The 19,106-nt window shown below is 55.5% G+C and carries 18 protein-coding genes; 7 read left to right on the top strand and 11 right to left on the bottom strand.

Annotated features, from left to right (window positions below):
- Window positions 1-285 precede the first annotated feature (285 nt).
- Both ACMGGM_RS05995 and ACMGGM_RS06000 read left to right on the top strand, forming a co-directional pair.
- The gene (locus ACMGGM_RS05995) at window positions 286-1,662 is read left to right on the top strand and encodes a diaminobutyrate--2-oxoglutarate transaminase (protein ID WP_014884533.1); all 1,377 of its coding nucleotides are present in this window, start codon (window positions 286-288) and stop codon (window positions 1,660-1,662) included.
- 18 nt (window positions 1,663-1,680) lie between these two features.
- Window positions 1,681-3,147: a pyridoxal phosphate-dependent decarboxylase family protein gene (locus ACMGGM_RS06000; RefSeq protein ID WP_014884534.1), complete on the top strand. Its 1,467-nt coding sequence runs from the start codon at window positions 1,681-1,683 to the stop codon at window positions 3,145-3,147.
- A 36-nt stretch (window positions 3,148-3,183) separates the two neighbouring features.
- Here ACMGGM_RS06000 and ACMGGM_RS06005 read toward each other — a convergent pair whose 3' ends face one another.
- From ACMGGM_RS06005 to ACMGGM_RS06020, 4 genes are all read right to left on the bottom strand, one after another.
- A complete protein-coding gene (locus ACMGGM_RS06005; protein WP_032636035.1) occupies window positions 3,184-3,699 on the bottom strand; it encodes a protein disulfide oxidoreductase in 516 nt (171 codons plus the stop codon).
- A gap of 76 nt (window positions 3,700-3,775) precedes the next feature.
- Window positions 3,776-5,956 carry a polysaccharide biosynthesis tyrosine autokinase gene (locus ACMGGM_RS06010; RefSeq protein WP_045135124.1) on the bottom strand — a complete coding sequence of 727 codons (2,181 nt, stop codon included), beginning with the start codon at window positions 5,954-5,956 and terminating at the stop codon, window positions 3,776-3,778.
- Window positions 5,956-6,405, bottom strand: a complete 450-nt coding sequence (locus tag ACMGGM_RS06015) for a phosphotyrosine protein phosphatase (RefSeq protein WP_023330908.1) — start codon at window positions 6,403-6,405, stop codon at window positions 5,956-5,958. Before ACMGGM_RS06015 ends, ACMGGM_RS06010 begins: the two co-directional genes overlap by 1 nt.
- The gene (locus tag ACMGGM_RS06020) at window positions 6,405-7,544 is read right to left on the bottom strand and encodes a polysaccharide export protein (protein WP_023337539.1); all 1,140 of its coding nucleotides are present in this window, start codon (window positions 7,542-7,544) and stop codon (window positions 6,405-6,407) included. Before ACMGGM_RS06020 ends, ACMGGM_RS06015 begins: the two co-directional genes overlap by 1 nt.
- Window positions 7,545-8,019: 475 nt before the next feature.
- On the opposite strand from ACMGGM_RS06020, the gene ACMGGM_RS06025 reads away from it, so the two are divergent.
- Together ACMGGM_RS06025 and ACMGGM_RS06030 are read left to right on the top strand one after the other, a co-directional pair.
- Complete coding sequence (locus ACMGGM_RS06025) at window positions 8,020-8,352, top strand: RcnB family protein (RefSeq protein ID WP_050862514.1); 333 nt, start codon at window positions 8,020-8,022, stop codon at window positions 8,350-8,352.
- Entirely contained in the window at window positions 8,327-8,782 is a 456-nt protein-coding gene (locus ACMGGM_RS06030) for a GNAT family N-acetyltransferase (RefSeq protein ID WP_237766989.1), read from the top strand. Before ACMGGM_RS06025 ends, ACMGGM_RS06030 begins: the two co-directional genes overlap by 26 nt.
- A gap of 95 nt (window positions 8,783-8,877) precedes the next feature.
- Here the strand turns inward: ACMGGM_RS06030 and apbC are convergent, their stop codons facing one another.
- A complete protein-coding gene (gene apbC, locus ACMGGM_RS06035; protein WP_023330911.1) occupies window positions 8,878-9,987 on the bottom strand; it encodes an iron-sulfur cluster carrier protein ApbC in 1,110 nt (369 codons plus the stop codon).
- Window positions 9,988-10,123: 136 nt separating this feature from the next.
- Here apbC and metG point away from each other — a divergent pair, with 136 nt between their 5' ends.
- Window positions 10,124-12,157, top strand: a complete 2,034-nt coding sequence (metG, locus tag ACMGGM_RS06040; protein WP_063943704.1) for a methionine--tRNA ligase — start codon at window positions 10,124-10,126, stop codon at window positions 12,155-12,157.
- A gap of 94 nt (window positions 12,158-12,251) precedes the next feature.
- Here metG and ACMGGM_RS06045 read toward each other — a convergent pair whose 3' ends face one another.
- The 3 genes from ACMGGM_RS06045 to ACMGGM_RS06055 are packed head-to-tail and all read right to left on the bottom strand — an operon-like array spanning window position 12,252 to window position 15,167.
- Entirely contained in the window at window positions 12,252-12,722 is a 471-nt protein-coding gene (locus ACMGGM_RS06045) for a DUF1456 family protein (protein WP_014884542.1), read from the bottom strand.
- 46 nt (window positions 12,723-12,768) lie between these two features.
- Entirely contained in the window at window positions 12,769-13,488 is a 720-nt protein-coding gene (gene btsR, locus ACMGGM_RS06050) for a two-component system response regulator BtsR (protein WP_014884543.1), read from the bottom strand.
- Window positions 13,482-15,167, bottom strand: a complete 1,686-nt coding sequence (locus ACMGGM_RS06055) for a sensor histidine kinase (protein WP_047625315.1) — start codon at window positions 15,165-15,167, stop codon at window positions 13,482-13,484. Before ACMGGM_RS06055 ends, btsR begins: the two co-directional genes overlap by 7 nt.
- A gap of 217 nt (window positions 15,168-15,384) precedes the next feature.
- On the opposite strand from ACMGGM_RS06055, the gene mlrA reads away from it, so the two are divergent.
- Both mlrA and ACMGGM_RS06065 read left to right on the top strand, forming a co-directional pair.
- Window positions 15,385-16,125 (top strand): HTH-type transcriptional regulator MlrA, encoded by a 741-nt coding sequence (mlrA, locus tag ACMGGM_RS06060; RefSeq protein ID WP_014884545.1) that lies wholly within the window; start codon window positions 15,385-15,387, stop codon window positions 16,123-16,125.
- A gap of 69 nt (window positions 16,126-16,194) precedes the next feature.
- Complete coding sequence (locus ACMGGM_RS06065; protein WP_010433613.1) at window positions 16,195-16,308, top strand: protein YohO; 114 nt, start codon at window positions 16,195-16,197, stop codon at window positions 16,306-16,308.
- On the opposite strand, the gene ACMGGM_RS06070 is transcribed toward ACMGGM_RS06065, so the two are convergent.
- The 3 genes from ACMGGM_RS06070 to ACMGGM_RS06080 are packed head-to-tail and all read right to left on the bottom strand — an operon-like array spanning window position 16,283 to window position 19,104.
- Window positions 16,283-17,020, bottom strand: a complete 738-nt coding sequence (locus ACMGGM_RS06070; protein ID WP_063943706.1) for an ABC transporter permease — start codon at window positions 17,018-17,020, stop codon at window positions 16,283-16,285. The two genes, ACMGGM_RS06065 and ACMGGM_RS06070, sit on opposite strands and share 26 nt — an antisense overlap.
- Window positions 17,004-17,954, bottom strand: coding sequence for an ABC transporter ATP-binding protein (locus tag ACMGGM_RS06075; protein WP_014884547.1), 951 nt, complete (start codon window positions 17,952-17,954; stop codon window positions 17,004-17,006). The genes ACMGGM_RS06070 and ACMGGM_RS06075 overlap by 17 nt, the downstream gene beginning before the upstream one ends.
- The gene (locus tag ACMGGM_RS06080; RefSeq protein WP_059373547.1) at window positions 17,947-19,104 is read right to left on the bottom strand and encodes an ABC transporter permease; all 1,158 of its coding nucleotides are present in this window, start codon (window positions 19,102-19,104) and stop codon (window positions 17,947-17,949) included. Before ACMGGM_RS06080 ends, ACMGGM_RS06075 begins: the two co-directional genes overlap by 8 nt.
- Between the last annotated feature and the right edge of the window lie 2 nt (window positions 19,105-19,106).

Consider the following 19,106-nt stretch of genomic DNA (forward strand, 5'->3'; position numbering starts at 1 on the left):
TTTCATCAAGCGAATCGCACAATTTGCCACACTCTTTTTTATGATTTTACAATCAGGGCGTAAAGTACGTAACAGGCTGTTTTTATTTACCATAAAGTGTAATTTCCTCTCCTTAAACGGGGATAAACCCGCCCCTGTAACCCATGTCACAAAACAGTAAACAAATTAACCATTGAGCCCCGTGGCAAAAGGCTCTATATTGGCGGCGTTTTTTTCAGGCCCCATCTGTTTTTTAACTTTTTATTCAATCGTGGCTCATAACGAAGCGGCGGTTGTAGGAGTGATATGATGACGGATAAAGTCCGTATTGACACTGTAGATGCCCACAAAAGCAACGAAACCTATCTGGCCCGTCAGGCCGAGTTTGAATCTAACGTCAGGAGTTATCCGCGCAAACTGCCTTTAGCGATCACTAAAGCAGAAGGCGTGTGGATCACCGATGCAGATAATAAAGAATACCTTGACTGTTTAGCAGGTGCAGGGACCCTTGCGCTTGGACATAACCATCCTGATGTGCTGAAAAGCATCCAAAATGTCATTACCAGCGGCTTGCCGTTACATACACTGGATCTGACGACGCCTCTGAAAGACGCGTTTTCTGAATACCTGCTCTCTCTGCTGCCGGGTCAGGGCAAAGAGTACTGCCTGCAGTTCACCGGTCCATCCGGTGCTGACGCCGTTGAAGCGGCGCTGAAGCTGGCGAAAAAAGTGACCGGCCGTAGCGGTATCATCAGCTTCTCAGGTGGTTACCACGGGATGACCCACGGCGCACTGTCCGTGACGGGTAACCTCTCTCCGAAAGAAGCGGTTGACGGTATGATGCCAGAAGTGCAGTTCATGCCTTATCCGCACGAATACCGCTGCCCACTGGGTATCGGTGGTGAAGCGGGTGTTAAAGCGCTGACCTACTACTTCGACAACCTGATTAACGACGTTGAAAGCGGCGTGCGTAAACCTGCAGCGGTGATCCTCGAAGCCGTTCAGGGTGAAGGCGGCGTGAACCCGGCTCCGGCTGAGTGGCTGCAGCGCATCCGTAAAGTGACGCAGGAACATGGCATTCTGCTGATCCTCGATGAAGTTCAGGCAGGCTTTGCCCGTACCGGTAAATTCTTCGCCTTCGAACACGCGGGCATTGAGCCAGACATTATCGTGATGTCTAAAGCCGTTGGCGGCGGTCTGCCGCTGGCCGTGCTCGGTATCAAAAAGCAGTTCGACGCATGGGCACCGGGTCACCACACCGGCACCTTCCGCGGCAACCAGCTGGCGATGGCAACCGGTCTGACGACGCTGAAAATCCTGAAAGACCAGAACATCGCAGGCAAAGTGGCTGCACAGGGCGAATGGCTGAAAGGCCAGCTGAAAGAGATGGCGAAACGTTATCCGGTCATCGGCCACGTTCGCGGTCTGGGCATGATGATCGGTATTGAGATCGTTAAGCCACACGAAGCGGCTGACCACATGGGTTGCTTCCCGGGCGACGGAGAGCTGTCTGCACTGATTCAGAAGAAATGCTTCGAAGCCGGTCTGATTCTGGAACGTGGTGGTCGCAACGGTATCGTTCTGCGTCTGCTGCCTTCTCTGCTGATCAGCGATGAAGAGCTGAAAATCTTCCTGGATAAATTCGAGCAGGCACTGCTTGCTGCGGGCGTTCGCCCGGCGTAACCGGAGTAGTTGATTACGATGTCAGATTCAAACCCAATTTTGTTCTCCTCTGCGCAGAGCATTGACGCTTATCAGCAGGCGATTGAACAAAGCACTCAGGCTGTGATGCAGTGGCTGAAACAGCCTGAGATGTACCAGGGCAAAACGGTCGCGGAACTGCGCGACCGTATTAAGCTGGATTTCAACCCGAAAGGGCTGGGCAACGAAGCGGCGATTGAACGCGCCGTCGAGTTCTTCCTGAAAGACAGCTTGTCCGTTCATCACCCACAGTGTGTGGCGCACCTGCACTGCCCAAGTCTGGTCGTAAGCCAGGCGGCAGAAGTGCTGATTAACGCCACTAACCAGAGTATGGACTCCTGGGATCAAAGCCCGTCCGCAACCATCATTGAGATCAAACTGATCGAATGGCTGCGTACCCGCGTGGGTTATCAGGCTGGCGACGCAGGTGTTTTCACCAGCGGCGGCACTCAGAGCAACCTGATGGGTCTGATGCTGGCCCGTGATGCGTTCTTCGCGCGTCAGGGTCACTCCGTTCAGCAGGACGGTCTGGTGGGCGATCTGCGTAAGATCCGCGTACTGTGCTCCGAAAACGCGCACTTCTCCGTGCAGAAAAACATGGCGCTGATGGGTCTGGGCTACCAGTCCGTGGTGCAGGTGAAAACGGATGAATTCTCCCGTATGGATCTGTCCGATCTGGCGGCGAAAATTGCGCAGTGCAACGCGAACGGCGAGCAGATTCTGGCGATCGTCGCGACAGCCGGTACCACCGATGCCGGTGCTATCGACCCGCTGCGTGCGATTGCTGAACTGGCGGCGAAGCAGAACATCTGGGTACACGTTGATGCGGCCTGGGGCGGGGCGCTGCTGATGTCTGAGCAGTATCGTCATTACCTGGACGGTATTGAGCTGGTGGATTCCGTCACGCTGGACTTCCACAAGCAGTTCTTCCAGACCATCAGCTGCGGCGCGTTCCTGCTGAAAGAAGCACGTCACTATGAACTGATGCGCTATCAGGCTGCCTACCTGAACTCTGAGTTCGACGAAGAGGCGGGCGTGCCAAACCTGGTGTCCAAATCTCTGCAGACGACCCGTCGTTTCGACGCGCTGAAGCTGTGGATGAGCCTGGAAGCACTGGGTCAGGAGCAATACGCCGCGATCATCGATCACGGCGTGACGCTGGCGCAGCAGGTTGCCGCCTACGTGAAAGAGCAGCCTGCTCTGGAACTGGTTATGCAGCCACAGCTGGCAAGCGTGCTGTTCCGCTTCCGTGGCCAGGTGCAGATGGACGATGCGGGTATCGCCCTGCTGAACCAGAAAATTGGTGATGCGCTGCTGGAGTCTGGTCGCGCGAACGTCGGTGTGACCGAGCATAACGGCGTTACCTGCCTGAAGCTTACGCTGCTGAACCCAACCGTGACGCTGGAGGATATTAAAACCCTGCTGTCTTTGGTTGAGCGCACCGCGCAGGAAGTTCTGGCTAAGTAATACAAAACCCCTCTTCCACCGGGAGAGGGGTTATTTTTACAGACCTGCCCACCACATCCTGACTTTTAATCCCCAGTAGCTCGTCCAGCCCGTTGTGGTACTGACCACATTCCCCTTCGATACAATCACCAGCGTCGGCGTTACGCTCACCTGCCACTGTTGTGACACCGCACCGTTTGCATCGTTAATCACCGGCATACTCAGGCTTTTCTTCTCGACCCAGCGAGCCAGCTTCGCATCATCACCGGAACGCATGGCAATACTGATGACGTTACCGCCCTCTTCTGCCAGCTTATCCACCGCCGGTGTCGTATAACGGCAGATGCTACACCACGTTGCCCAGACGTAGATCAGCAGTGGCCGCTCCTGGCTGAGCGCTTCGATATCGTGGCGCTTTCCGTCAATGCTTTGCATTGGGGTGGCGCTAAAACTGGCGGGGAGTGTGGGCTTGCGGTATTGATCCACGCCCCACATCACGGCCAGCGCGAGCAAAAAGAAAATGATCCCTTCCCGCGCCCAACGGCGCAGTCGACTCAATTTACGGTTATCCATTATGACCTCTCGTTGTAACGGAGGTCATCTTAACGGGCTGTTCGGCGCGGTGCTGTAAAGAAGTGTCGCGCCACGCTTATTCCTGAGTGTAACCGTAGTCGTAGTGGCTATACCCCGAGTTGTAATAGAGCGCAGCGGATTTCACGATATCGTTGAGGATGGCGCCATTCACCTGCACGCCCGTTTGCCGCAGACGCTTCAGTGAGTGCTCGACCTCTTTACCGCTGGTTTTTCCAAAACGGGCAACCAGTAGCGTGGTGGCCGCGGCTCTGGTGATCAGCAATGCATCCGTCACGGCAAGTACGGGTGGGGTGTCGATAATGACGATGTCATAAAGTGTGTCGATCCGTGACATTACCGCCTGGAAGCGTTCACTCATGAGCAAATCAACGGGATGTGAAGGCCGGGGTCCGCAGGTCAGGACATCAAAACCGCCTTTGTCAAAGCGTTGAACCGCGTCCTGCCATTCTACGTTTCCTCCGAGCACGCTGGACAATCCAAGATGATTGTTCAGTTTGAAAATATTGTGGACATACCCCTTGCGCATATCCGCATCAATAAACAAGACTCGCTGTCCCGCCTGAGCCGCAATCGACGCCAGTGAGGTACTGACCAGGGTCTTTCCGCAGTCCTGCGTAGGGCCTGACACCACTACGATCCGGTTTGTTGCATCCATCATCGTAAAATGCAGACTGGTACGGAGCCCGCGCACCGCTTCGATAAACATATCGGTCGGCCGGTCAACAGGCAGGAAAGGTACGTTTGATGTTCTGTGTTTCCAGTGGGAAGCAAACAGGTTCCGCCTGCGCAGATGCGTCTTTTTCCAGAGCCAGACTGAGCGCGGGAGCGTCGCCAGAAGCGGTATTCCCTGCACTTCAAGTTGCTCAGATGACGTAATGCCCCGCTTAAAGGCCGAACGCACGAAAACCGTTCCGGTCGAGAGCATTAACCCCATCAGCATGCCCAGCACAATAATAAGCGCTTTACGCGGTTTAATCGGAATGGGCTGCGTCACGGCCGGGTCAATGATCCGCACGTTTCCAATCGCGCTGGAGCGGGAGATATTCAGCTCCTGCTGCCGCGTCAGAAGCTGCAGGTAGATGGTACGCCCGGATTCCACGTCACGACTCAGGCGTAATATTTCCTGCTGCGTGGAGGGCATGGCTGAAACGCGTTTGTTGAGGCGCGTACGCTCCTGCTCGAGCGTTTGTTTCTTTTCCCGTAACGCGCGGTAAGTGGGGTGATCCTTCTTGAAAAGCTGAGAAACCTCTGCTTCGCGGAATGTCAGCTCGTTAAGCTGGTTTTCCACATTAACAACCTGATCAAGAACCGACTTTGCCTCCAGAGACAAGTCGACAGAATCACGCTTCTCTCTGTAGGCATTCAGTCGTGCTTCGGCTTCATCCAGCTCCCGACTGATCTTCGGTAATTGAGTCTGTAAAAACGTCAGGCTCCGGGTATCTTGAGCTTCCTGACGCGCGATATTCTGGCTGAGATAATTTTCAGCGATTGTATTAAGCACTCTGGCGATCTTACTGGGGTCTTCACCCGCTATGGTTAACGCGATCATACCGCTCTGTTTCGCCGATTCAGCAACCGTAAGCCTCTTTTGAATGGCGTTGATCGCTTCAAGTTTCGTGACGGTTTTGAGGATAAATTGGGTACCCGGAACCGAATCGAGGGATGTCACCAGCAGAGATACCCCATCTTTAACCAGCGCTTTTCCCACAACGCCGTCTACAGCCAGCGTCTTTCCCTCAAGATGAAATCGCCCCTGGTCCTGTACGGTGAGTAAAAGCGTTTGTGGCTCACCTTCCAGAAGCGGAATAGTCAGTGCGCCAATCGTTATTTCATCAGATTTTCGTCCCCGAATCTGTTCCCACACAGGACCGATAACAGGGAGTACGCGCCGCTTAACGTGGTATGTTAGCCCGAGTTGATCAACGGTCTCTCCCAGAATCATCCGTGATTTAAGGAGCAGAAGTTCTGGGGCGACATCGGGGGAGAGATCGGACCCGAACTGGCTTAAGCTTTTAAGTAGCGAGTTATCCTGCTTCGCCTCGACCTGCACCAGGGCATCAGCCTGATAAACTGGCGTGGCGCTGAATGCATAAATCCCCGCACATACCGTGAACAGGAGTGTGATACACGCAATCATGATCCGGTGATCAAACATCTCAGCAAGCAACTGAATGAGATCGATTTCATTATTCTGCGGTGTCGCAGCACCAAATTTGTCTGATTTAGAAGACGACATTACTGCTTCATTCCTTGTTGACTCAAACGACGAGCCCATTCCTGACTGGCTTTTCCCAATTGGTTGAAAACATATTCGAAGGCTTCACGACTTTTGTGATACGGGTCGGGAATGTCCTTGGTTTCCAGCCATTGTCCAAATAGCAGCGATTTTCCCCGGTTCTCCGGGGCCATAGTGGCGATAAAACGAAGGTGTTTCGGCTCCATCACCAGAATCAAATCGGATTTTTGTAACAGGCTACGCGTCACCTTGCGGGCAACATGCCCCTCCAGCGAAATACCATGACGCCAGGCCACGGCCTGCGCAGCGGCATCCGCCGGGCATCCTTCGAGACCGAAGATACCTGCCGAGGTCACCTGCCTGCCGGGTAGCTGCTGGCGCAACAGCCGTTCACCCATTGGCGAACGGCAAATATTGCCTGTGCAAACCACTAAGATTGAATTGAACATTATTGCGGCCACGATCTGATATAGCGGACGGTTTCGGTCAGATCGTGAACACCTGTGATAGTCGGCACCAGTTGGGTAATGACGCGATTCCAGCGTGAAAGCGGTGCGGTGGTCACATAGACAATGTCATACGGCTCCAGCTGAAATTCCGTGCTTAGTACCATGGCTGACGCATCTTCTGCATTCAGTTGATAGATGTTGGCAATTTTGTCCGCGTCGCCTTTTTTCGCTACCTGTCGAATAACAAAAATGCCGGTGGCATCGGCCATGTTCTGGTTTAAGCCGCCAGCATTTCCCAGCGCTTCGGCCAGCGTCATGCCGCTACGATCCATTTTAAGGGTGCTCTGTTTAACCACCTCCCCCATCACGAACACTTTCAGCGCGTCGTTTCGGGGAACAAACAAGATATCGCCAGGATAAAGCAGCTTGTTTTGCGTTAAATCGCCGTGCTGCATCAGGGCATAGAGGGAAAGGCGTGAGTCCTGACCATTATGCGTGAGTACCACATTCCGCCAGTCGGCATCCGCAGATAGCCCACCAGCAGCGTTGACTGCATCCATCACCGTCAGTGGAATATTGGTAATGGGCTGCTGGCCCGATTTCTCTACCTCACCAGTGATATAGGCTTTTTGCGAACGGAAGGAGGCTATGCTGACATCCACCTGAGGGCTCTCAATGACCTTATCCAGTCGCGCGGTAATCTCTTCACGTATCTGTGAAACTGTTTTGCCCGCTACGTGCAGCTTACCGACATAGGGGTAAAAAAGCGTACCGTCGGCGTTGACCCAGTTGCCCGCATCGCTCGCGCTACGATACTGCCCGGCAGGCGTCGTTAATTCAGGGTGATCCCAGACGGTGACCGTCAGGATGTCGCCTGTGCCAATACGGTATTCCCAGTTTTTGAGCTGCTCATCCAGATTAGGATTCGCCTGAGATTTCGATACGGGCGGACGCAGTTTTTCAATCAACCCAGGGGTCACTGGAAAAATTTCTACACGTTTATCCAGTTGATGATTAATTCCTTCACTCGGCGTAACTTTTTTTCCAGACAGACTTAAGTGCTGACCCGGTGAAAATACACACCCTGTTAACTGGCTAAGAAAAAGAAAGAGTAGTGGGAATGCAGTTGTGTTTTTCATTTATATAAAATGTTGGTTTATCGTTGCGCCAGGCGTTACATCTGCAAAAAGAATGCAACTAACACCATGAAATATAATTAGTTATTATTTTAATGGCATTACCATGAAATTCTAAAAACGAATACATTCGCTTTAAAAAACTGAGCCGATGCACAATCGTCTAATAAAATCAAAAGTAATATCACTTCATCCGAAGGCGATACTAAAGGGTATTCCTCAGTAAAGCATTCGCTTAACCGCGCAATTTTGATGCTAAAAGTTATTTTCAGAATAGATTAATAAAAATAACAAATATTAGTAATGGTAAATATCGACCACACAAATAAGACCCACACGGTTCGACTACACAAAACCGTCCATTTTTGTTACATTTTTTTCATACACGGCTTGCGTTGATCCTTAAAATGGACTGTCTGCCTTGCTTCATACGCGCGCCCGCAGACAAAACATCTGTAACGATATCACTGGAGAAAAAATGGCTAAGCGTAAATTGCTGCTTCTGGGTGTATTACTGTCTCTGGCGGGACCCGCATTTTCTGCCCCGCAAACCGCCGCTGCGCCATCAGGCATCAAAGCCTATGAGGAACAAGAGTTCATCGCTGATTTCACTAAGTTCAAAATCGGCGATACCGCACCGGCGCAGTATCAAACGCCCGAATACACCATCAAACAGTATCAGTTGCGTAACCTGCCGGCACCGGATGCAGGGACCCACTGGACCTACATGGGCGAAAACTACGTCCTGATTGGCGATGCAGATGGCAAAATCTACAAAGCCTATAATGGGGATATCTTCTATCATCGCTGATACGATCGTCATCCGTCCGTGGCAGGAGAGCGATCGGCCTTTCCTGCGCACGCTCTATCTCCACGCCCGACGCGATGCCTGGCCCTGGCTTGATGACTCTGGCTGGCATCTGGAAGATTTCGACGCCGCTACCCGGGACGAAGCCATCTGGGTTGCAGAGCAGGACGGCCATCGCCTGGGGTTTGCTTCCGTCTGGACCAACGATAATTTTCTGCACAACCTGTTTGTTGATCCGCAGTATCAGAGCCTGGGTGTCGGACATCTGTTACTTGAGCACGTACAGAAAACGTTTACCAGCACGGGTGCACTGAAGTGTCTGGTGAAGAACAGGCGGGCTATTGCGTTTTACCAGCGACATGGCTGGCACATTGAGGCAACGGGTGATTCTCCGGACGGAGAGTACTATCTGATGCATTATCGGCTGGGTTAACGTCGGGTGGCGGCTTCGCCTTACCCGACCTACGTGATGGTGCCATTTGTAGGCCGGGTAAGCGAAGCGCCACCCGGCATTAAAGTGCAGAGGAGTTACACCGCGCGGAACGCGATTTCGCTCGGAATGACTTCGCCCTGCCAGTAAAGCTGCGCCGCAACGCGCCCCGCCAGCTGACGATACATATCCGCAAATTCGCTGTCCGGACGGCTAACAACCGTCGGTTTTCCACTGTCCAGATCTTCGCGCAGGGTGATATGCAGCGGCATCTGACCCAGCAGTTGGGTATGATACTGTTCGGCCAGCTTTTCTGCGCCACCAGTACCAAAGATTGGCTCGTGGTGCCCACAGTTGCTGCAGATGTGCATGCTCATGTTCTCAACGATACCAAGTACCGGCACCTCCACTTTTTCGAACATGACGATGCCTTTTTTGGCGTCGATCAGCGCGATGTCCTGCGGTGTGGTCACCACCACAGCGCCCGTTACCGGAATGTTCTGCGCCAGCGTCAGCTGGATATCACCGGTACCCGGCGGCATATCCAGCACCAGATAATCGAGATCCGGCCACATGGTTTCCTGCAGCATCTGCATCAGCGCTTTGCTGGCCATCGGGCCGCGCCAGACCATGGCGTTATCGTCAGTCACCAGGTAACCGATTGAGTTGGTCGCCAGCCCATGCGCCACGATCGGCGCCATATGCGTACCGTCCGGCGAGGTTGGACGCTGGTTTTCCGCACCCAGCATGTTTGGAATGGACGGACCATAGATATCGGCATCGAGAATACCCACCTTCGCCCCTTCCGCCGCCAGCGCAAGCGCCAGGTTTACTGCGGTAGACGATTTGCCCACCCCGCCTTTACCTGAGCTCACGGCGATGATGTTTTTCACACCGTTCACGCCAGGCTGATTCTTCACACGCTTCAGCGTGGCGATGCTGTGGCTCAGCTTCCAGTCGATCGCTTTCGCTCCGGTAATGCGCAGCAGCTCAGAGCTGGTCTGCTCTTTCAGCGCATCAAAGGCGGTGCTCCAGACGAAGGGCATCTGCAGCTCAATGTGCAGCGTATCGTCCAGCCACGCAACGTGGTGTAACGCTTTCAGCGTCGTGAGATTATGTTTCAGGGTTGGATGCTGAAAGTTAGCCAGCGTCCCGGCGACCATTGCTCGTAAGGCTTCCGGTGATTTGGCCTGGGATTGAGAACTCATCCCGACTCCTTTGTTCTTGTGAATAAGACCTTAGACAACAAGTTTACCTGAAAGGCCGCGGTTTGTGCTTACTTAATAATGCCCCTTTTGGTAATATCGAAAACCCTTTTCACAGTTAAAAGAAGTAATGCCTACTATGACTCAAGTCGCGAAAAAAATTCTGGTAACGTGCGCCCTGCCGTACGCCAACGGCTCAATCCACCTCGGCCACATGCTGGAGCATATCCAGGCTGATGTCTGGGTCCGTTACCAGCGAATGCGCGGCCACGAGGTAAACTTCATCTGTGCAGACGATGCTCACGGCACGCCGATCATGCTGAAAGCGCAGCAGCTGGTTATCTCCCCGGAGCAGATGATTGCCGAAATGAGTCAGGAGCATCAGACCGATTTTGCTGGCTTTGACATCAGCTATGACAACTATCACTCCACCCACAGCGACGAGAACCGTGAGCTGTCGGAGCTAATCTACACGCGTCTGAAAGAGAACGGTTTTATCAAAAACCGCACCATCTCTCAGCTGTACGATCCGGAAAAAGGCATGTTCCTGCCGGACCGTTTCGTCAAAGGCACCTGCCCGAAATGCAAATCACCGGATCAGTACGGCGATAACTGCGAAGTGTGTGGCGCAACTTACAGCCCGACTGAGCTTATCGAGCCGAAATCCGTGGTGTCCGGCGCTACGCCTGTGATGCGTGATTCCGAGCACTTCTTCTTTGACCTGCCATCCTTCAGCGAAATGCTGCAGGCGTGGACCCGCAGCGGCGCGCTGCAGGAGCAGGTGGCGAACAAGATGCAGGAGTGGTTCGAATCCGGTCTGCAACAGTGGGATATCTCCCGCGATGCGCCGTACTTCGGCTTCGAAATCCCGAACGCACCGGGCAAATACTTCTACGTCTGGCTGGACGCCCCCATCGGCTACATGGGCTCCTTCAAGAACCTGTGCGACAAGCGTGGCGACACCGTCAGCTTCGACGAATACTGGAAGAAAGATTCCACTGCCGAGTTGTATCACTTCATCGGTAAAGACATCGTTTACTTCCACAGTCTGTTCTGGCCGGCAATGCTGGAAGGCAGCAACTTCCGCAAGCCGACCAACCTGTTCGTGCACGGCTACGTGACGGTTAACGGCGCGAAGATGTCTAAATCTCGCGGGACGTTCATTAAAGCCAGCACCTGGCTGAACCACTTCGACGCGGACAGCCTGCGCTACTACTACACGGCGAAGCTCTCCTCTCGCATCGACGACATTGACCTGAACCTGGAAGATTTCGTCCAGCGCGTGAACGCGGACATCGTCAACAAGGTGGTGAACCTGGCGTCCCGTAACGCAGGCTTTATCGCCAAACGCTTTGACGGCGTGCTCTCCGCAGAGCTGGCCGATCCTGAGCTGTATAAAACCTTCACTGACGCCGCCGCTGCGGTTGGCGAAGCGTGGGAAAGCCGTGAATTCGGTAAAGCCATTCGTGAAATCATGGCGCTGGCAGATGTTGCCAACCGCTATGTAGACGAGCAGGCGCCATGGGTGGTTGCCAAACAGGAAGGCCGCGACGCCGACCTGCAGGCGATCTGCACCATGGGTCTGAACATGTTCCGCGTGCTGATGACCTGGCTGAAACCGGTTCTGCCGCAGCTGGCCGCGCGTGCTGAAGCCTTCCTGAACACCGAACTGACCTGGGATGCTATCCAGCAGCCGCTGCTCAGCCACAAGGTGAACACCTTCAAAGCGCTGTATAACCGCATTGAGATGAAGCAGGTTGAAGCCCTGGTCGAAGCCTCTAAAGAAGAGGTGAAGGCCGCTACAGCACCGGTGACCGGCCCGCTGGCGGACGATCCGATTCAGGAAACCATCACCTTTGACGATTTCGCCAAAGTTGACCTGCGCGTAGCGCTGATTGAAAACGCGGAATTCGTGGAAGGCTCTGACAAGCTGCTGCGCCTGACGCTGGATCTGGGCGGCGAGAAGCGCAACGTCTTCTCCGGAATCCGTTCAGCCTACCCGGATCCACAGGTGCTGATTGGCCGTCAGACCGTGATGGTGGCGAACCTGGCACCGCGTAAAATGCGCTTCGGCATCTCTGAGGGGATGGTGATGGCCGCAGGCCCCGGCGGGAAAGACATTTTCCTGTTAAGCCCTGACGAAGGCGCGAAGCCGGGTCAGCAGGTGAAATAACAAAAAAGCCGGAGATTATCTCCGGCTTTTTTGTTCTCCCTCTCCCTGTGGGAGAGGGTCGGGGTGAGGGCATCAGGCCGCACCCATGCCGTCTTTACGCTTTAGGGTGATGCACCCGGTGGGTCAGCCCGCGCAGAAAATTACGCAGAAACTGATCACCGCACTCGCGGTAGTTTTTGTGGTCCGGCGCGCGCATCATGGCAGTCACTTCCGGCACGGATACGCGGTATTTTTGCTCCGTCATGATCGCCACAATATCGTCCGTTTTCAGCGAGAACGCGATGCGCAGCTTTTTCAGTACCGTATTGTTGTTCACGCGACGCTCCAGCGCCAGCTCCGGGGCGGACTCATCTTTGCCACGCTTGTCATAAATCAGACCGTTCAGGAAACCCGACAGAATGATGTCGGGGCAGCGCACGAAGCCCTCTTCATCCTCTTTGGTCATCCAGGTGTCAAAGCCTGCAGACGTGGATTCCATGTCGGACAGTGCAAGAATGCGCACCATGTCGTTGTTGTTTGCTTTCAGGGTGTAGCGCAGGCTACGGAGAATATCGTTACTGAGCATAGAGCCTTCGAATGTCGATGATGCAATGGCGCGCAGTGTACCAGCTTTACAGGCCAATCGCCTCTTTCAAACTTTTCAGATAGCGGCGGCTGACGGGAACAGTCTGCCCGGCGCGCAGGACCAGCTCGGCCTGGCCGTTGTCTTCCAGGCGGATCTCTTTCAGATGCGCCATGTTCACCAGATACTGGCGATGACAGCGGATCAGCGGCGTGCGGCTCTCCAGCGTGCGCAGAGTCAGTTCGGTAAATCCTTCATTTCCCTCTGCACTGGTGACAAACACGCCGCTCAGTCGGCTACTCACGAAGGCCACATCATCCATCTGCAAAAGATAGATTCGGCTGTGCCCGGTGCACGGGATAAATTTCAGCGGCTGCTGGTTCTCTGGCAGCAGCGTGACATCCTGGACGGTTCGCTCCTGGCGTAACCGGTTCAGGGTCTTTTCCAGCCGCTTCTCTTCAATCGGCTTGAGTAAATAATCAAACGCGTGCTCCTCAAAAGCCTTAACGGCATACTCGTCGAAGGCCGTCAGAAACACGATGTAGGGACGATGCGCCGGGTCGAGCATACCCACCATCTCCAGCCCGCTGATACGCGGCATTTGAATGTCGAGGAACAGCACGTCAGGGCGCAACTTATGCACGGCACCAATGGCCTCAATGGCGTTCGCACACTCTCCCACAACCTCAATATCTGGCTGCTCCTGCAGCAGAACGCGCAGGTTTTCCCGTGCCAGCGGCTCATCATCCACAATCAGCACTCTTAACATGCGTTTTCCTCCAGCGGCAGTCGAACGGTAATACGGGTAAATCGGTCCGGCTCACAGGCCACGGTAATACCGCAGTCGTCGCCAAAGTGGGCACGCAGACGTTTATCCACCAGGCTCATCCCTAGCCCGCCCGACGTGGAAGGCTGATAAAGCCCGGCATTATCTTCAATATCCAGCACCAGATGATGGTTAAAACGGCTGGCAGCAATCGTGATCTCTCCGATCCCGAGCAGCTGCGAAGTTCCATGTTTGATGGCATTTTCCACGATAGGCTGCAGGGTAAAGGCCGGAAGATGCTGATACGCCAGGTCATCCGGGACGGAAAGCGACACCTGCAGGCGAGACTGGAAACGCGCCTGCTCAATCTGCAGATAGGCGTTCACGTGCTCAATCTCATCGGACAGGGTCACTATCTCTGACGGACGTTTCAGGTTCTTGCGGAAAAAGGTCGACAGAAACTGCACCAGCTGCGCGGCCTGATCGCTGTCGCGGCGGATCACCGCTTTAAGCGTATTCAGGGCATTAAACAGGAAATGCGGATTAACCTGCGCATGCAGGAGCTTAATCTCAGACTGCGTTAACAGGGCTTTCTGCCGTTCATACTGCCCGGCGAGGATTTGCGCTGACAGCAGCTGAGCGATCCCCTCCCCCAGCGTGCGGTTGATGGAGCTGAACAGGCGGTTTTTCGCCTCATACAGCTTGATGGTGCCCATCACCCGCTGATTTTCACCGCGCAGCGGAATGACGAGCGTGGAGCCCAGCTTACACTGCGGATGCAGCGAGCAGCGATAAGGCACTTCGTTACCATCGGCATACACTACTTCGCCGGTTTCAATGGCCCGCAGCGTATAGGTTGAGGAGATAGGTTTGCCTGGCAGATGGTGATCGTCTCCGGTGCCGGTAAACGCCAGCAGCTTTTCGCGATCGGTGATGGCGACCGCGCCGATATCGAGCTCTTTGTAGAGCACCTGCGCCACCTTCATGCTGTTCTCCTCGTTGAACCCCTGGCGCAGGATCCCTTCGGTCGAGGCGGCAACCTTCAACGCCGTGGCAGAAAAGGCCGAGGTGTACTTCTCAAACATGGCGCGTTTATCAAGCAGAATGCGCATAAACAGCGCCGCGCCGACAGTGTTAGTCACCATCATCGGGGCCGCAATACTGCTGACCAGGTGCAGCGCATCGTCATAGGGACGGGCAATCAGCAGGATGATCGCCATCTGCGCCATTTCGGCAACAAAGGTGATCGCCCCGGCAGTGAGCGGGCTAAAGACTTTATCCGGGCGACCACGCTTGATCATGTAGCTGTGTACCAGGCCGCCAAGCAGCCCTTCCACGATCGTAGAGATCATACAGCTGAGCGCCGTCATCCCGCCCATGGAATAACGATGCAGCCCGCCGGTTAACCCCACAAGGCCACCGACGACGGGGCCGCCAAGCAGCCCGCCCATCACCGCGCCGATCGCGCGCGTATTGGCGATAGAATCTTCGATATGAAGACCAAAATAAGTCCCCATTATGCAAAAAATAGAGAAGGTGACGTAGCAGAGCAGCTTATGCGGCAGACGTACGGTGACCTGCATCAGCGGGATAAAAAGACGCGTTTTGCTCATCAGCCAGGCGATGACCAGAAACACGCACATCTGCTGAAGCAACAGCAGCACCAGATTAAACTCGTACATACTCAAAACCGCACACGCTAAAAACGCGTAACATACACTGTTGCAGGTTTGCTTTCTTTGAAGCATCCCAAAAAAGCGCAAAATCGTGTCCGTTATCACACCTTTTTCCGATCATCGCGCATCCTTCGCATTATTTGTTCAAAAATCAATCAATCCTTCCTGGTTCGGCAAAGTGGGTCTACAGTTAAGCTGGGAACGCGTAAGCCAGGGGGCAAATATGGCGCTTTACACGATAGGTGAAGTGGCACTCCTTTGTGATATCAATCCCGTTACCCTACGGGCGTGGCAGCGACGGTATGGATTGCTTAAACCGCAGAGAACGGACGGCGGACATCGCCTGTTCAACGATGCCGATATCGACCGGATCCGCGAAATTAAAAGCTGGATAGACAACGGCGTGCAGGTCGGTAAAGTGAAGTCCTTGCTGAGCCACGACGACCCGGACACGCAGCACCTCTGGCGCGAACAGCAGGAAACCCTGCTGCGGCTCCTGCAGGCGGGTAATGTGCAGCGCCTGCGCGCATGGATCAAAGAGCAGGGCCGCGATTATCCGGCACAGACGCTCATCGCCCATCTTTTCATTCCGCTCCGTCGACGCCTGCAATGCCAGCAGTCCACCCTGCAGGCGCTGCTCAGCATGCTCGACGGCGTGCTGATTAACTACATTGCCGTCTGCCTCGCCTCGGCGAAGAACAAGGCCGGAAAAGATGCGCTGGTGGTCGGATGGAACGTGCACGACACCACCCGCCTGTGGCTGGAAGCGTGGATTGCCACCCAGCAGGGCTGGCGCGTGGATGTCCTTGCGCACTCGCTGGCGCAGCTTAAGCCTGAGTTTTTCGACGGCCAGACTCTGCTGGTCTGGTGTGGCGAAGTGCCGTCCGCCACGCAGCAACAGCTGCTGACGGAATGGCGTGAGAATGGGTATCCGGTTTATTCCCTTGGCCCGGATGAGCCATAACGGCATTTAATGGTTCATTAACAGCCGCGCTTCACCGTATAATTGTTCCGTTAACAACAGGAGCACATGATGAAGGCAACCAAACTGGCCGTGATTACCCTTTTTGTCCTGATGGCCGTAAGCGGTATCGGCGGCGTAATGCTGGCAGGGTACTCGTTTATTGTTCGTGGCGGTGTCGGCTGAGGTACATCGCCAGCCGCTCGAAAAGGCGATCGACGACGATAGCCGCCAGCGCGACCAGCACCGCCCCCTGCACAATATAAGCCGTGTTAAACCCGCTTAAGCCGATAATGATCGGCGTTCCCAGCGTATTGGCCCCCACCGTAGACGCAATGGTCGCCGTCCCGATGTTAATAATCACCGACGTGCGGATCCCGGCAATGATAACCGGTGCTGCAAGCGGCAGTTCCACCTTGCGCAGCCGCTGCCAGCGACTCATCCCCATCCCTGCTGCCACGCTTAACACCGATGCCGGGACAGCCGCAATACCCGCCAGCGTGCCCTGCAGAATGGGCAACACCCCGTATAAAATCAGCGCGATAAGCGCAGGCTGCTGACCAAATCCCATGACCGGCACCGCAATGGCCAGCACCGCCACCGGCGGAAACGTCTGTCCAATAGCCGCGATGGTTTCCACCAGGGGACGAAACTCCCGCCCGGCAGGCCGGGTCACCGCGATACCCGCGCCGGTGCCCAGCACAATCGCGACAGAACTGGAGATCGCCACCAGCCAGAGATGCGCCACGGCGAGATTAATAAAGCTCTCCTGCTGGTACACCGGGCGCGGCAGCCCAGGGAAAAGTGCGCTGAACAGTACCGCGCTGTGAGGCATCAAAAACAGTAAGGCGACAAACAGCGCTACCAGCCAGAGGAGCGGATCACGCAGAGCCTTCACGCGTCACCTCCCCGGCCAGCAGATCGCGAAAATGTAAGCTTCCGCACGGTGCCCCCCGGGCATCCGAAACGGGTAGCACTTCACACTGGCGCGCCACAAACGCGGAGAGAGCATCCCGCAGGGTCATTTGCGCCTGTAGCGGTTCACCGGCGAGCGACGTATCCTGTCGACGCATATAGTCACCGACCGTGCGCAGGGAGAGCAACCTGACGCCCAGCTCGCTGCGGCCAAAAAACTCACGCACAAAGTCGTTCTTCGGGCTGGTCAGCAGCGCGAGCGGCGCGCCCTGCTGCACCACTTCGCCGTGATCCATCAGGACCAGATGGTCAGCCAGACGCAGAGCTTCATCAATATCGTGCGTCACGAGGACAATCGTCCTTCCGAGAATGCGGTGAATACGGGTCATTTCCGTCTGCAGCGCCCCGCGCGTCACCGGATCCAGCGCACCAAAGGGTTCGTCCATCAGCAACACCTGCGGATTGGCCGCCAGCGCGCGCGCCACGCCCACGCGCTGCTGCTGCCCACCGGAAAGCTGGTGCGGATAGCGGTCGCGCAGGGCAGGCTCTAACCCCAGCAGAGACATCAGTTCCTCCACCCGGTCAGCCGTTTTAGCCCGCGACCATTTCTCCAGCTGCAGCACGGTGGCAATGTTTTGCGCCACCGTCCAGTGGGGAAACAGTCCGATGGACTGAATGGCATAGCCCATCCGACGGCGCAACTCCAGCACCGGCAGACTGCGGATCTCTTCCCCGGCAAAGCGGATCAGCCCACTGTCATGCTCGACCAGACGGTTGATCATCTTCAGCGTGGTGGATTTTCCCGACCCTGACGTACCAATCAGCACGGAAAACGCGCCTTCGGCAAAGTTCAGGTTGAGATGGCTCGCCGCCGGGCGACCCGCAAAGGTTTTACTGACATCATGAAATTCAATCATTGGCGCTTCTCCTGAGCAGCGCGAGCCATAAGGCAAACAGCGCGTCGACAACCACCGCCAGCGCAATCGTGGGCACCACGCCCAGCAACACCAAATCGAGAGCACTGCTCAGCAGCCCCTGGAACACCAGCGCACCAAAGCCACCCGCGCCAATCAGCGCGGCGATCACCGCCATGCCCACGGTCTGAACGGCGACTACCCGCAGGCTGCGCAGCAGCAGGGGTAGCGCCAGCGGGAGCTGTATCTTCCAGAAACACTGCCGCGCGCTCATCCCCATGGCATGGGCGCTTTCCAGCACATCCGGCGCGACCTGGCTTAACCCCGCGACCACGCCGCGCACCAGCGGCAACAGTGCATAGAGCACCAGCGCGATAAGCGCCGGGGTTAATCCCGTTCCGGCGATGCCTGCCGCGCCCAGCACCGGAAACGACTTCACCAGCCCGGCCAGCGGGGCAATCAGCAGGCCAAACAGCGCAACGGAAGGAATCGTCTGGATGACGTTGAGCACGGCAAAAATGCCGCCCTGGCGGGAAGGATGGCGGTAACACCACATGCCCAGCGAAATCCCGAGCAGAAGCGCCGGAAGGAGCGTGCCGAAGAGGATCGTCAGGTGTTGCGCCAGGGCATCATCAAATACCTCCTGGCGGTTGGCGTACTCTTTTAACAGCGAGAGATTGTTCAGCTCCCCGCTGAACAGCAGGAACAAGGGTATACACCATATCTGCGCATTCAGTACCCAGCGCCAGACGGCACTGGAGATGAGTCGACGAATCGCATCGCTGCAGGCCAGCAAACAGAGCGCCAGCCAGAGCCAGAGGCCGCTGCCTATAGAGGTCCTCGCCAGTGGACTTTCCGCCGACGCCATATGCGTCGCCGCCAGTCCGGCACTCCAGAACAGGATAATAAACAGCCCTTCGGAGAGGAGCAGCGTCAGCCACTGCGCCGGGCGTCCCTGCCAGAGCGACAGGATCACCCACGCGCCCAGCGACGCCGCCAGCCACCCCGGCGTAAACGGCCAGACCTGCCAGAGCGCTTTTCCCTCCCCCGACATCAGGCGGTTAGGGGCGACATTCACAAACGGTAACGCAACCGCCGCGATGGCCGTGCAGGCCAACAGCAGCAGTACGCGGTTATGACATTTTATTGGCACAG

This window comes from Enterobacter sp. BNK-14 (assembly GCF_047456095.1).
In the GTDB taxonomy this organism is placed as follows: Bacteria; Pseudomonadota; Gammaproteobacteria; order Enterobacterales; family Enterobacteriaceae; genus Enterobacter; species Enterobacter kobei.